The 15,252-nt window shown below is 63.8% G+C and carries 8 protein-coding genes; 6 read left to right on the top strand and 2 right to left on the bottom strand.

Translation table 11 applies throughout. From position 1 onward, the window contains the following. Positions 1-29: 29 nt before the first annotated feature. Both ACX3PH_RS01465 and ACX3PH_RS01460 read right to left on the bottom strand, forming a co-directional pair. Entirely contained in the window at positions 30-236 is a 207-nt protein-coding gene (locus ACX3PH_RS01465) for a CDGSH iron-sulfur domain-containing protein (RefSeq protein WP_459088640.1), read from the bottom strand. Beyond that, the gene (locus ACX3PH_RS01460; RefSeq protein ID WP_459088638.1) at positions 233-1,261 is read right to left on the bottom strand and encodes an iron-containing redox enzyme family protein; all 1,029 of its coding nucleotides are present in this window, start codon (positions 1,259-1,261) and stop codon (positions 233-235) included. Before ACX3PH_RS01460 ends, ACX3PH_RS01465 begins: the two co-directional genes overlap by 4 nt. A 403-nt stretch (positions 1,262-1,664) precedes the next feature. Between ACX3PH_RS01460 and rpoB the strand changes: the two genes are divergently transcribed. The 6 genes from rpoB (at position 1,665) to ACX3PH_RS01430 (ending at position 15,248) form a co-directional block, all read left to right on the top strand. After that, positions 1,665-5,171, top strand: coding sequence for a DNA-directed RNA polymerase subunit beta (gene rpoB, locus ACX3PH_RS01455; protein WP_459088636.1), 3,507 nt, complete (start codon positions 1,665-1,667; stop codon positions 5,169-5,171). Positions 5,172-5,230: 59 nt separating this feature from the next. Beyond that, on the top strand, positions 5,231-9,112 hold the full coding sequence (locus tag ACX3PH_RS01450) for a DNA-directed RNA polymerase subunit beta' (RefSeq protein WP_459088634.1): 3,882 nt from the start codon (positions 5,231-5,233) through the stop codon (positions 9,110-9,112). Between the two features lie 231 nt (positions 9,113-9,343). Continuing rightward, positions 9,344-10,234 (top strand): endonuclease domain-containing protein, encoded by an 891-nt coding sequence (locus tag ACX3PH_RS01445; protein WP_459088632.1) that lies wholly within the window; start codon positions 9,344-9,346, stop codon positions 10,232-10,234. A 224-nt stretch (positions 10,235-10,458) separates the two neighbouring features. Further along, positions 10,459-12,132, top strand: coding sequence for a GspE/PulE family protein (locus ACX3PH_RS01440; RefSeq protein WP_459088630.1), 1,674 nt, complete (start codon positions 10,459-10,461; stop codon positions 12,130-12,132). Positions 12,133-12,135: 3 nt separating this feature from the next. Then, positions 12,136-14,019 (top strand): type IV pilus twitching motility protein PilT, encoded by a 1,884-nt coding sequence (locus ACX3PH_RS01435; protein ID WP_459088628.1) that lies wholly within the window; start codon positions 12,136-12,138, stop codon positions 14,017-14,019. Next, entirely contained in the window at positions 14,019-15,248 is a 1,230-nt protein-coding gene (locus tag ACX3PH_RS01430) for a type II secretion system F family protein (RefSeq protein ID WP_459088626.1), read from the top strand. The genes ACX3PH_RS01435 and ACX3PH_RS01430 overlap by 1 nt, the downstream gene beginning before the upstream one ends. Positions 15,249-15,252 lie beyond the last annotated feature (4 nt).

Below are 15,252 nucleotides of genomic sequence, written 5' to 3'. Positions count from 1 at the left end.
AGCCTGTCGAGGCGGCATCGCCACCGTATCTAGTCGTCCGTACGGAACCCGGTCGCCTTGTGGGTGCCGTCGCAGAACGGCTTGATCGATGACATCCCGCACCGGCAGAGCGCAACGGTTCGCCTTCCCGGTTCGATCGCTTCGCCGTCGGCGTCAACCAGCTCGAAGTCGCCGCGCAAGAGCAGCGGCCCATTCGGACACGCCTCAATACTGACCGGAATAGAACTGCCGGTCATGCCGCAGCCGCCGTCGCACTCCGGCGCAGCGAGGTCTCGCCGCGCTCCCACGATTCGAGCATGTGCCCCGCCGTCCAGCCGTCGACGGTGAGGCAGGCGGACGCCCCGAACATCATGTCCCCGAGTAGTCGCGGGTCTGCCTCGACCAGCCCGCCGGCGAGGTCCCGTCCGGCGATCTGTTCGTGCACGGCATCCGCTTCGACGTGTTCGTCGAAGTAGTGGGTCGCCCGCTCGTCGTAGCCGTTCCGCCGGAACCCGGCGCTGACCAGTTTGCACGGTATCGAGGAGGTCATCTCGTACGCGGCGAGGTGCCCGACGATGGCTCCGCGCAGTCTGCGGTGCAGTCCGAAGAGTGACATGAGGTTGGTCGACGCGAACGTGATCGCCGACACCCGGTTGGCGTAGGCTCCGTACTCCGGGTCGAGCCCGAGCGCCTCCATCGTGCCGCGGTAGATGGTCTGGTGCACCCGCTCCGGGCGGCCGCCGCCGTATTCGTCCGACTGGATCTCGACCAGGGCTGCCTTGGCGACGCCCTCCAGCCGGGGGATCGCCCAGCTGTGCGGATCGGCTTCCTTCAGCTGGTAGATGGACCGCTGGATCAGGAACTCGTGCAATTGCTCGTCGGTTGCCGACCTGGCGACGTAGCGGGAGAGGCTCGGTCCGGCATCCGTCTCGGTGAGCGTGAACAGTGCGTCGGCGACCGCCCGCCTCGTCGGCTCAGGAGCCTCGGGCACCGGCACGACCTCCCGCAGCCTCGTCTCGAACGCGTGCTCGATGATCCGGCGAACGCCGAGCAGGCCGGGGTGCCACTCCCAGCCTTCATCGACCCCGTCGACTCCCCGGTAATGCAGTTCGTAGAGCACGAACAAGGCAAGCTGCAGGTCATCATCGCGGAGGATGTCCCGGGTTCCGGCCACGGCATCCGTCACCGCATCGCCGGCTGCCAACGTCGACGTCTCCGTGCCGCCGAGCAACAGGTCGAACACCGCTTCACTGGCAGCGCCCCTGGCTTCTGGCATTCTCACGATCGGGCCTCCCGCCTGTCCACAACCCATCGCCCCGCGCGTCACGCCGAGCCTGTGCGGCGAGTATTGTCAGACTCGCTGTGCGGTTTCTGTGAGTTTGCGAACTGTGAACGTGACTATCCCGGTCTTATAGCCGAATTCGGCAAAGAGGTCAACAACCCGGGTAGACAAGTCGGAATGTTCGCCCTATAGTTGATCTTTGCGCTCCCAGAATTTCTATGCCTTCATATTGCGGTAGGCCGTGCATCCGGATGCTGTACCCAACTGGCTCCTGTAGTTAACAGTCAGTGGGTGTTGCCCTGTGATCCACCCAATGCAGGTTCTGGCGAGTCTCGCAAAACACACACCGCAAACTGGCATCGCACGAATGTATTGACCCATGGGGTCACCGGAGGTTATTTCCTTGGCTGCTGCGCGCAACGCATCCACCAGCTCATCCAAAAAAGGGACTCTCAAGAACGGCCGCGGTCACTCGCGCCTGTCGTTCGCGAAGATTACCGACAACCTGACTGTTCCCGATCTGCTCGCCCTGCAGACCGAGAGTTTCGACTGGCTGGTTGGCAACGACATCTGGAAGGAGCGCGCCGCCCAGGCTAAAGCCGACGGCCGCCAGGACCTCCCGTCGTTGACCGGCCTTGAGGAGATCTTCGAAGAGATCTCCCCGATCGAGGACCTCGGCGAGACGATGCAGCTCTCGTTCACCAACCCGTTCCTCGAAGAGAAGAAGTATTCGATCGACGAGTGCAAGGAGAAGGGCAAGACCTTCTCTGCCCCGCTCTACGTCGAAGCCGAGTTCATGAACCACCTCACCGGTGAGATCAAGACCCAGACCGTCTTCATGGGCGACTTCCCACTGATGACCCCGAAGGGCACCTTCGTCATCAACGGCACCGAGCGTGTCGTCGTGTCGCAGCTTGTTCGTTCCCCCGGTGTCTACTTCGACCGCGCCCAGGAGAAGACCTCCGACAAGGACATCTACTCCGCCCGCATCATCCCGAGCCGCGGCGCCTGGCTCGAGTTCGAGATCGACAAGCGTGACCAGGTCGGCGTTCGCATCGACCGCAAGCGCAAGCAGTCGGTCACGGTCTTCATGAAGGCCCTCGGCATGACCAGCGAGGAGATCCTCGAGGAGTTCAAGGGCTTCGCGTCCATTGAGGCCACCCTGGAGAAGGACAACATCCTCACCAAGGAAGAAGCCCTCAAGGACATCTACCGCAAGCTGCGTCCGGGCGAGCAGGTTGCCGCTGAAGCCGCACGTGCGCTTCTCGACAACTTCTACTTCAACCCGAAGCGCTACGACCTGGCCAAGGTCGGTCGTTACAAGATCAACCGCAAGCTCGGTATCGAAGCTCCCCTGTCGAGCTCGGTGCTCAGCCAGGAAGACATCATCGCGACGATCAAGTACCTGGTTGCGCTGCACGACGAGCAGAAGACGATCAAGGGCGTCCGCGGCGGCAAGGCCGTCGACATCCGCCTCGACATCGACGACATCGACCACTTCGGCAACCGCCGCATCCGTGCCGTTGGTGAGCTCATCCAGAACCAGGTTCGCACCGGCCTCTCCCGCATGGAGCGCGTCGTTCGCGAGCGGATGACCACGCAGGACATCGAGGCGATCACCCCGCAGACCCTGATCAACGTGCGCCCCGTTGTCGCCGCGATCAAGGAGTTCTTCGGAACGTCGCAGCTGTCGCAGTTCATGGATCAGAACAACCCGCTCGCGGGTCTCACCCACAAGCGCCGCCTGTCGGCGCTGGGCCCGGGTGGTCTGTCCCGTGAGCGTGCCGGCGTCGAGGTTCGCGACGTTCACCCCTCGCACTACGGCCGCATGTGCCCGATCGAGACCCCGGAAGGCCCGAACATCGGCCTGATCGGTTCGCTCGCATCGTTCGCTCGCATCAACTCGTTCGGGTTCATCGAGACCCCGTACCGCCGCGTCGTCAAGGGCAAGGTCACCACGACCATCGACTACCTCACCGCCAGTGAGGAAGACGAGTTCGTCGTCGCCCAGGCGAACGCGCCGCTGACCGACGACTCGCACTTCGCCGAGAACCGCGTGCTCGCGCGTTCGAAGGGTGGAGAGGTCGACCTGTTCCCGATCGAGGACATCGGCTACATGGATGTCTCGCCGCGCCAGATGGTGTCGGTCGCGACCTCGCTCATCCCGTTCCTCGAGCACGATGACGCGAACCGCGCCCTGATGGGTGCGAACATGCAGCGCCAGGCTGTCCCGCTGCTGCGCAGCGAGAGCCCGCTGGTCGGAACCGGCATGGAGGGCTTCGCGGCCATCGACGCCGGCGACGTCATCACCGCCGACAAGGCCGGTGTGGTCGCCGAGGTCTCGGCCGACTACGTCAGCATCCAGCTCGATGAGGGTGGAACGCAGGAGTACTACCTGCGCAAGTTCGACCGCTCCAACCAGGGCACCAGCTACAACCACCGGGTCATTGTCAGCGCGGGCGACCGCGTTGAGGCCGGCGAGGTCGTAGCGGATGGCCCGGCCACCGAGAACGGTGAGTTGGCACTGGGCAAGAACCTCCTGGTGGCATTCATGCCGTGGGAGGGTCACAACTTCGAGGACGCCATCATCCTGAGCCAGAACCTGGTGAAGGACGACGTCCTCTCCTCGATTCACATCGAAGAGTACGAAGTCGACGCCCGCGACACCAAGCTGGGTAAGGAAGAGATCACCCGCGACCTGCCGAACGTCAGCCCGGACCTGATGGCTGACCTCGACGAGCGTGGCATCATCCGCATCGGTGCCGAGGTTCGCCCCGGCGACATCCTGGTCGGCAAGGTCACGCCGAAGGGCGAGACCGAGCTGTCGGCTGAGGAGCGCCTGCTGCGCGCTATCTTCAACGAGAAGAGCCGTGAAGTTCGCGACACCTCGCTGAAGGTTCCCCACGGCGAGGCCGGAACGGTCATCGGCGTCAAGGTGTTCGACGCACAGGACGGCGACGACGAGCTCGGCTCGGGCGTCAACCAGCGCGTGGTCGTGTTCATCGCCCAGAAGCGCAAGATCACCGAGGGCGACAAGCTCGCCGGACGCCACGGAAACAAGGGCGTCATCTCGAAGATCCTGCCGGTGGAGGACATGCCGTTCCTCGCCGACGGAACGCCGGTGGACATCATCCTGAACCCGCTCGGTATCCCCGGCCGCATGAACTTCGGCCAGGTGCTGGAGACCCACCTCGGGTGGATCGCCAAGCAGGGCTGGGAGGTCGAGGGCAAGCCCAAGTGGGCCGCCGGACTGCCGGAGGAAGCCCGCAAGGCTGCCCCCGGAACCAAGGTTGCGACCCCGGTGTTCGACGGTGCGCTGGAGACCGAGATCGAGGGACTCCTCGACTCGACCACCAAGACCCGCGACGGCGACCGGATGATCGGCGCCAGCGGCAAGGCGAACCTGTACGACGGTCGCTCCGGCGAGCCGTTCCCCGAGCCCGTCTCGGTCGGCTACATGTACATCCTGAAGCTCCACCACCTCGTCGATGACAAGATCCACGCTCGCTCGACGGGACCGTACTCCATGATCACGCAGCAGCCGCTGGGTGGTAAGGCACAGTTCGGTGGGCAGCGCTTCGGTGAGATGGAAGTGTGGGCGCTGGAGGCCTACGGTGCGGCATACGCACTGCAGGAACTCCTGACCATCAAGTCCGACGACATCCTCGGTCGCGTCAAGGTGTATGAGGCGATCGTCAAGGGAGAGAACATCCAGGAGCCGGGCATCCCCGAGTCCTTCAAGGTTCTGATCAAGGAAATGCAGTCCCTCTGCTTGAACGTCGAGGTGCTGTCCGCTGACGGCCAGGCTGTCAGCCTCAAGGACACGGATGACGAAGTCTTCCGCGCCGCTGAGGAACTGGGCATCAACATTTCCACCCGGTTCGAGAACTCGTCCATCGACGAGATCTAGACCCAGGCCCCTGCGCACATTAACTGCGCGTTTTCCACGTTCTGTCTCAAGGAGAAAAATTGCTCGACGTAACTACGTTCGATGAGATTCGTATTGGCCTGGCCACCGCCGATGACATCCGTCGCTGGTCCCACGGTGAGGTCAAGAAGCCCGAAACCATCAACTACCGCACCCTGAAGCCCGAGAAGGATGGCCTGTTCGGCGAACAGATCTTCGGGCCGTCCCGCGACTGGGAATGCTCTTGTGGAAAGTACAAGCGCGTTCGCTTCAAGGGCATCGTCTGTGAGCGCTGTGGCGTAGAGGTCACCAAGTCCTCTGTCCGCCGCGAGCGCATGGGCCACATCGAGTTGGCCGCACCGGTCACGCACATCTGGTACTTCAAGGGTGTGCCGTCCCGCCTCGGTTACCTGCTCGACATGGCGCCGAAGGACCTGGAAAAGGTCATCTACTTCGCTGCCTACATGGTCATCTCGGTGGATGAGGAAGGCCGTCACGCTGACCTGCCTGGCCTCGAGAACGAGATCCGCCTGGAGATCGCCGAGCTGGAGAAGCAGCGCGACTCCCGCGTCGCCGACCGCATGCAGAAGCTCGAGACCGACCTGGCCGCCCTGGAAGAAGAGGGTGCCAAGGCCGACCAGAAGCGTCGCACCAAGGACGGCGCCGAGAAGGAGATGGGCCAGACCCGCAAGTCCTTCGACGAGCAGATCTCCCAGCTCGAGCGTGTGTGGGAAGACTTCCGCACCCTCAAGGTCGGCGACCTGAAGCCGGAAGACTCCGTCTTCCACGAGCTGCAGGACCGTTTCGGCATCTACTTCGAAGCCTTCATGGGCGCCGAGGCGATCCAGAAGCGCCTGCAGAACTTCGACCTGGCCGCTGAGAGCGAAGACCTGCACGACCAGATCGCCAACGGCAAGGGCCAGAAGAAGATCCGTGCCATCAAGCGCCTGCGCGTGGTGAACTCGTTCCTGCAGACCGGCAACTCGCCGGCCGCCATGGTTCTCGAGGTCGTTCCGGTGATCCCGCCGGAGCTTCGCCCGATGGTCCAGTTGGACGGTGGCCGTTTCGCGACCTCCGACCTCAACGACCTCTACCGTCGTGTGATCAACCGCAACAACCGCCTCCGTCGCCTGCTTGACCTCGGTGCCCCCGAGATCATCGTCAACAACGAGAAGCGGATGCTGCAGGAGGCCGTCGACGCACTGTTCGACAACGGTCGCCGTGGTCGTCCGGTCACCGGTACGGGTAACCGTGCGCTGAAGTCCCTGAGCGACATGCTCAAGGGCAAGCAGGGCCGGTTCCGCCAGAACCTGCTCGGAAAGCGCGTCGACTACTCCGGCCGCTCGGTCATCATCGTCGGTCCGCAGCTGAAGCTGCACCAGTGTGGTCTGCCCAAGCAGATGGCGCTGGAGCTGTTCAAGCCGTTCGTGATCAAGCGCCTGATCGACCTGAGCCACGCCCAGAACATCAAGAGCGCCAAGCGCATGGTCGAGCGCAGCCGTCCCCAGGTCTGGGATGTGCTGGAGGAGATCATCCGTGAGCGTCCGGTGCTGCTGAACCGCGCACCCACCCTTCACCGCCTGGGCATCCAGGCCTTCGAGCCTCAGCTCGTCGAGGGTAAGGCCATCCAGCTTCACCCGCTGGTGTGTGCCGCGTTCAACGCCGACTTCGACGGTGACCAGATGGCAGTGCACCTGCCGCTGTCCGTCGAGGCGCAGGCTGAGGCGCGCATCCTGATGCTCGCGTCGAACAACATCCTGAAGCCGTCCGACGGCCGCCCGGTCACCCTGCCAACGCAGGACATGATCATCGGCCTGCACCACCTGACCACCCTCAAGGAGGGTGTGGAAGGTGAAGGCCGTGCGTTCTCGTCGGTCGCCGAGGCGATCCTCGCGTTCGACCAGAAGTCGCTCGACCTGAACGCAAAGGTTCGCATCCGCCTGAGCGGGCTGACCTTCGCCGAGGGTGCCACCCCGGAGAACTTCGTGGAGGGTGTTCCCTACCTCCTCGAGACGACCCTGGGCCGTGCGCTGTTCAACGAGACGCTGCCAGCCGACTACCCGTACATCGAGGCGGTGGCCGACAAGGGCCAGCTCTCGGCGATCGTCAACGACCTCGCCGAGCGTTACCCCAAGGTCGAGGTCGCCGCGACGCTTGACCGCGTCAAGGATTCCGGTTTCCACTGGGCAACCCGCTCCGGTGTCACCGTTGCCCTCTCCGATGTGCTGACACCGCCTAACAAGCGCCAGATCATCGAGGGTTACGAGAAGCAGGCGTCCAAGGTTCAGTCCCAGTACGAGAAGGGCCTCACCACCGACGCCGAGCGTCGCCAGGAGCTCATCGAGATCTGGAACAAGGCAACGGCCGAAGTCGCCAAGGCGATGGAAGACAACATGCCGGAGAACAACAACATCAACCGGATGGTCACCTCTGGTGCCCGCGGTAACTGGATGCAGGTTCGCCAGATCGCCGGTATGCGTGGGCTCGTGTCTGACCCCAAGGGTGAGATCATCCCCCGACCGATCATCTCGAGCTACCGCGAAGGCCTCTCGGTTGCCGAGTACTTCATCGCAACCCACGGTGCTCGCAAGGGCCTGGCCGACACGGCGCTTCGTACGGCCGACTCCGGATACCTGACGCGTCGCCTGGTCGACGTCTCGCAGGATGTCATCATCCGCGAGGACGACTGTGGCACCTCGCGCGGTCTCGACCTCCTGGTCGCGTCCCCGGATGCCAACGGTGTGCTGATCCCGGATGCCAACGTCGAGAACTCGCTCTACGCCCGCAGCCTCGCAGAGGACGCGGTCGACTCCAAGGGCAAGGTTGTCGCGCCGGCCGGCGCCGACGTCGGTGACGTGCTCATCCAGCAGTTGATCGCTGGTGGCATCACGCACGCGAAGGTCCGTTCGGTACTCACCTGTGAGTCCGCGGTCGGCGTGTGCGCGACCTGCTACGGCCGTTCGCTGGCCACCGGCAAGCTCGTCGACATCGGTGAGGCCGTCGGTATCATCGCGGCCCAGTCGATCGGTGAGCCGGGAACGCAGCTGACGATGCGTACCTTCCACACCGGTGGTGTGGCATCCGCCGATGACATCACCCAGGGTCTGCCGCGTGTCACCGAGCTGTTCGAGGCTCGCACCCCGAAGGGTGCGTCCCCGATCGCCGAGGCCGCCGGAAAGATCACCATCGAAGACACCGATCGCAGCCGCAAGCTGATCCTCACGCCGGACAACGGTGACGAGCCGATCGCGTATCCGGTGCTGAAGCGCGCCACCCTCCTCATCGAGGATGGCGAGCACGTCGAGCTCGGCCAGCAGCTGCACGTCGGTGCCATCGACCCGAAGGAAGTTCTTCGTGTCCGCGGTGTCCGTGCCGTGCAGCAGCACCTGGTCGAGGGTGTGCAGGGCGTCTACCGCTCGCAGGGTGTGCCGATCCACGACAAGCACATCGAGGTCATCGTTCGCCAGATGCTTCGCAAGGTCACCGTCGTCGACCACGGCGACACCGGCCTGCTGCCGGGTGAGCTGGTGGACCGCCAGCGATACAACGAACTCAACCGCGGTGCGCTGACCGAGGGTCGCAAGACCGCTTCGGCCCGCCAGGAGGTCATGGGTATCACCAAGGCGTCCCTCGCGACCGAGTCGTGGCTGTCGGCTGCGTCCTTCCAGGAGACCACCCGGGTTCTGACCCAGGCGGCCATGGAGGGCAAGTCCGACCCGCTGATGGGCCTGAAGGAGAACGTCATCATCGGAAAGCTGATCCCGGCTGGTACTGGCCTCGCCAAGTACCGCAACGTGTCGGTTGAGGCCACCGAGGAGGCGAAGGCTGAGCGCTACCCGAACCGCATCTTCACGGATGAGGGCGGATTCAGCGAGGCCGACCTGAGCTTCGTCGACTTCGACAGCTTCAGCTCGGACGACTTCCAGCCCGGCACGTATAACTAACGTTCCGCTGGTCGGGCTCGTCGAGCGTTGTACTGAGCTTGTCGAAGTGACCGCGTAAAGAAGGCCCCCGCTCCGGCGGGGGCCTTCTGCCGTTCAACCCCTTCCGTGAGAGCCCCCAGATCGGGCTTTCGGATGCTCGTAGAGCCCGATCTGGGGGATCTCACCTCCCCATTGCCCCGTGCTTGTGGAGGGATTCTGCGAGCCTCCTCGCAAGATCGGCATCATGGGGCGGTGACCCCTCGCATCCACTTGCCCCCTGAACTGAGGGGCGCACCGTTCACCGTCGCGCAGGGTGCCGCCGCCGGGCTGTCTCCCGATCGGCTCCGCGGTCGTGACCTGTACCGCCCGTTCTACGGAGTGAGATCGGCTGCGGACAGCATGACTATCCTCGACCGTTGTCGAGCGTATGAGCCGCGGATGCCGCAGCACGCATTTTTCTGCTCGGTCACTGCGGCGCTGCTCTACGGAGTGCCGTTGCCTCACCGCCTGGAGCAGTCTTCCGTGGTGCATGTCGGAGTGCCTCGAGTCAAGCATCCGCCTCGGGGTCACGGTGTGCTCGGCCATCGGCTCAGTGTGTGCAGCGACGACGTGCGCAGCTGGTGTGGGTTGAGGGTTGCTGCGCCAGAGCAGGTGTGGTGCCAACTCGGCGAGCTGCTCTTGCTTCCCGACCTGGTAGCTGCCGGTGATTTCCTCATTCGCCGTGACCTTCCGCTGACCACGCACGGCACGCTGCGCGAGGCTGTGCGCCAGTTTGCCGGTCGTCGCGGTAAACCAAAGCTCCGGGTCGCCGTTAAGTTGCTGAACGATCGCTCTGAGTCGCGCCGAGAGTCTCACCTGAGGGTGATCCTGGTGCAGGCGCGCATCCCGGGTCTCGAAGTGAACTGGCCGATCACCACCACCGGCGGTTACCACTACCGCGCCGACCTCGCTTTTCCTCAGAAGAAGATGGTCATTGAGTACCAGAGCAGATACCACGGTGACGAGGTGCAGCGCCGTAAGGACATGACCCGTCGCGCACGACTTGAGGCGGACGGCTGGTACGTCATGGAGGTTAACGCCGATGACCTGAGAGACCCTGCAGAACTGGTGCACCGCATCCGCCACGTGCTGGCAGCGCGCTGAGATCCGCCAGATAGAGCTTCCGGATGACCATTCAGCCCGTTCTGAGGGATCTCACTCAAGAAGCAGTGGACAGTGCGCGGTGTGTCGCACGCCAACGACCCCCGATACTGGGTATGGCAATGCGGGCGCAGCTAGGGTAACTTGACACTCTCAGGGAATAGTCAAGAAACCCGATGCCGCTGTTGCCTGAGGTTTACTGGGGGCTTTAATAGCAGGGGGCTGCATTGTCATCTCTAACCGAGATTCTTATCATCCGTGGCGCCATGCCGATCACCGCGATGGACAACATTGTCGACGGTTGGAAGGGGGACGAGGCGTCAGTCCGGCAGCTCGTCGAGAATGGCACGATTTCTGCCATCGACTTCGCGTCTGCGAAGGCTGCCCAGCAGGGTCTCCCATTCGTCGAGCTGACCGAATACCCGGTCGACCGTGTTGCGGTCTCCCTGGTGCCTGCGGCCATCTGCCGTCGCCATGAGGTGCTGCCGATCGCATCCATTGGCAACACGCTGACTCTTGCCGTTGTCGACCCGGGCAACGTCTTCGCCGTAGATGACGTTCGCGCTGCCGTGCGGATGCAGGTCACCATGGTTGTCGCCGAGCGCAAGGACCTGCTGGCCGCCATCGACCGCTACCACCGCGCTGACGGCGAGCTGAGCTCGCTGACTACGGCGATCGAGGAGGAGAGCACCAGCACCGGTCAGGAGGTGACGCTCGCCGAGAACGAGCCGGGCGTCGATGACGCCCCGATCGTGCGGTTCGTGAACCTGCTGATCAGCCAGGGCATTCAGGACAAGGCATCGGACATCCACATCGAGCCGGGCCAGCACGACATGGGCGTGCGCTACCGAATCGATGGCGTGCTGCACGAGATGCAGCGGGCGCCGAAGGCCATCCAGAATGGCGTGATCTCCCGCCTGAAGATCATGAGCGACATCGACATCGCCGAGCGTCGCAAGCCGCAGGACGGCCGGCTCTCGGTTAACCACGGTGGCCGCCAAATCGACCTCCGCGTCGCCACCCTCCCCACCGTGTGGGGCGAGAAGGTGGTCATGCGTATTCTCGACAACTCGAATACGACGCTGAGCCTGACCGACCTGAACATGCTCGACAACAACCTGGCGATCTACCGCAAGTCGTTCACCAAGCCGAACGGCATGATCCTGGTGACCGGGCCGACCGGTTCCGGTAAGTCGACGACCCTGTACACGACGCTGCACGCGGTGGCCAAGCCTGAGGTCAACGTCATCACCGTCGAGGACCCGGTCGAGTACCGGATGGCCGGCATCAACCAGGTGCAGGTCAACCCCAAGGCCGGGCTCACCTTCGCCAGCGCCCTCCGCTCCATCCTGCGTTCCGACCCGGATGTCGTGCTCATCGGTGAGATCCGCGACCAGGAGACGGCGCAGATCGCGATCGAGGCCTCCCTGACCGGGCACCTCGTGCTTTCCACGCTTCACACCAACAACGCGCCCGCAGCGATCACCCGTCTGATCGAGATGGACATCGAGCCGTTCCTGGTCGGTTCCGCGCTCGACGCGGTGGTCGCGCAGCGCCTGGCTCGCCGCCTCTGCGATCGCTGTAAGGAGCCGTACCAGAGCACGGTGGAGGGCCTCGCCCAGCTCGGGTTCTTCATCGACCCGACGCAGCCCGCCCCGACCCTGCATCAGCCGGTCGGCTGCAACCACTGCTCGAACACCGGATACCGCGGCCGTATCGCACTCCACGAGGTCATGGCCGTGACCGAGGACATCGAGCGCCTGGCGGTTGCACGCGCATCCAGCATCGAAATTTCGAAGGTGGCGGTCCAGCAGGGCATGGCAACGTTGCGCCAGGACGGCTGGACGAAGGCTTTGCTCGGCCATACGGCTGTCGAAGAGATCTTGAGGGTTGTGGTTTAGCAGATGAGTGAGAACGTGTTCGACCTGTCCGTCGACATCGATGCGGGTGTGAACCCGACCGAGCCGAGCTACGAGCCAACCGCCTACCTCCCGTCCAGCGTGCCGAACCAGCCGACGGTCCCGCTCGCGGAGAAGGAAGCACCACTTCCGCCGGCCCCTCCGGCTCCGCCCGCGCCTCCGCCTGCCGCCGAATTCCTCCCGACCGCTGTGCAGCCGCAGACGGTCGAGGTGCCTTCGCCGCCTCCGGTTTCGGATGCTGTCAGCCAGGCCCTATGGAACGCGCCACCCCCACAGGCGGCGCCGGAAAACGTGGCACCACAAAGCGCCACCCCTGCACCAGCGCCGGCTGTGGACGCGGCTTCGCTTCAGCAGGCACCACCGCCCGAGCCTCCAGTTGCGCAGCCGGTTGCCTCAATGGCCACCATGGCCCCGCCCACCGGGTCGCCGGTCACCTCTGGCCCGGTTGCTCGGTCGTTCGATTCCTACCAGCCGGTGGCGGATCCGGTGAACCCGCAGCCACCCGTCGCCGATGCGCCAGCCCCCGAGCACGCAACCTACAATGCCACGCCTACCCCCGAGGAAGCACCCGCGGTTTCGTACGCCGAACCTGTAGTTCAGCCGAAAACGGAGGCACCGTCTATGTCATCACCCGCAGGGCTCACTCCCGCAGAGTTTCCACCGCCGCAGCCGTCGCCTCCCAGTAACACCCCGACGCCTTTCGAGTCCCGTCGTGATGCGAACCTGAACCCGGACCCCGACCTCGATGAGGCACTGCAGAAGGTGTTGATGACGAGCGGCTCCGACCTTCACATCACTGCGGATGCCCCGCCGATGATCCGCGTGGATGGCGCCTTGAAGCCGATCGTCGGCGCCAGCATCTGGAGCGCGGAGAAGGTCACTTCAGCTCTGCTCAGCATCCTGACGCCCTCCCAGAAGGAGCGCTTCGACGAAGCACTCGAGTTCGACTTCGCCTACACGCTGTCGGCCAACGCGCGCTTCCGGGTGAACTTCTACTGGCAGCGCAACAACATGGGGGCGGCATTCCGCCTGATCCCGACCGAGATCAAGAGTCTCCGGGACCTTGGAGTTCCTGAGGTGATCGGCAACTTCGCCAAGCTCGCCCGGGGCCTCGTGTTGGTCACCGGTCCGACCGGGTCCGGCAAGTCGACCACGCTTGCCGGGCTCATCGACGTCGTCAACCGAAACCGAGCCGACCACATCATGACCGTGGAAGATCCGATCGAGTTCCTCCACAGCAACCACAAGGCGCTCGTCAACCAGCGCGAGGTCGGCCATGACACGCACAGTTTCGCTGCCGCGCTGAAGCACGTGCTGCGTCAGGACCCTGACGTGATCCTGGTGGGCGAGCTGCGCGACCTGGAAACGATTTCGGTTGCATTGACGGCTGCTGAAACCGGCCACCTGGTGTTTGCGACCCTGCACACCCAGGATGCCCCGCAGACCATCGACCGCATCATCGACGTGTACCCGCCGCACCAGCAGGGCCAGGTGCGCGCGCAACTCGCCGCCACCTTGCAGGGTGTCGTGTGTCAGACGCTGGTGAAGCGCGCGAGCGGTCAGGGCCGCGTTGTGGCCACTGAGGTGCTGGTCGGCACGCACGCCGTCGCGAACCTGATCCGCGAAGGAAAGACCTACCAGGTGCATTCAGCCATGCAGGCCGGCCGCGACCTGGGAATGCACACCATGGACCAGCACTTGGCCGACCTGGTCAACTCCGGGCAGATCACCTATGACGCTGCCGTGGAGAAGGCGCACGACCTGGAGGTGCTGAAGCGCCTGGTGACCCGCACGGACGCGCCTTCCCTCGGCGGTGCCATGTCTGACGGTGTCAACTACGGCGACCGCTACTCGGATGCGCAGTTCTGATGGCTGCCGTTAAAGAGTTCGACTACCGTGCGCGCGATGCAGCAGGCAAGGTTGTCAAGGGCCGCCTCGAGGCTGCCAGTGAGAGTGCGGTCCTGAACAAGTTGCGCACGATGGGAGTCGCCCCGATTTCAGTGGCTGAGGCGGGCACAGGCACCGGTCTTCGAAAAGAGATCTCGATACCCGGGATGCAGAAGCAGGTGTCGCTCAAGGATCTCGCGATCATGTCCCGCCAGATGGCGACGATGACCTCGTCAGGCCTGTCGCTGATTCGCACTTTGACCATCCTCGCCGATCAGACCGAGAACAAGATTCTCGGAAAGACCCTGGACACCGTGCGCTCCGAGGTCGAAGCAGGTTTGTCGCTGTCTGCGGCCATGGGCCGGCAGCAGAAGGTCTTCCCGCCGCTGATGGTGAACCTGGTCCGGGCAGGGGAGACCGGGGGTTTCCTCGAGAGCACGCTGGTCTCCATTGCTGAGAACTACGAGAACGAGGTCAAGCTGAAGGCGACGATCAAGTCCGCCTTGACCTACCCCATCGCCGTTCTGGTCATGGCTGTCGTCGCGGTGATCGGCATGCTGATCTTCATCGTGCCCATCTTCGAGAAGATGTTCGCCGACCTGGGCGGTGAGCTGCCGCTTCCCACCCAGATGCTGGTGGTCCTGTCGAAGAACATGATCTGGCTGGGCCCGTTGTTGCTGATCGGCAGCATCGCGTTCAATGTCTGGTGGCGCGCCAACAAGAACGAGGAGAAGGTGCGCAAGGTCGTCGACCCGCTGCGACTGAAGATTCCGGTGTTCGGAGCGTTGTTCACCAAGGTTGCTATCGCGCGCTTCACCCGCAACTTCGCGACCATGATGGGTGCCGGTGTGCCGATTCTGCAGTCGCTGAGCATCGTGGGTGAGACATCCGGCAACTACGTCATTGAACAGGCGCTGAAGAAGGTTGCCGACTCGGTTCGGTCCGGCAAATCGATTGCGGGTCCGCTTGCTCTCGAGCCGGTGTTCCCCTCGATGGTGACGCAGATGATCGCGGTCGGCGAAGACTCCGGTGCGCTGGAGACCATGCTGGGAAAGATTGCCGACTTCTACGACCAGGAGGTCGAGTCGACGGCAGAGCAGCTCACCGCCCTCATCGAGCCCTTGATGATCGGCTTCATCGGCCTCGTCATCGGCGGGATGATCGTCGCTCTCTATCTGCCGATCTTCACCATCTTCGAACAGGTGCAGTAGGACC

It is taken from the genome of Homoserinimonas sp. A520, from assembly GCF_054489245.1.
The sequence above is the reverse complement of the archived record's forward strand: the minus strand, read 5'-3'. Positions and strand labels throughout refer to the sequence as shown.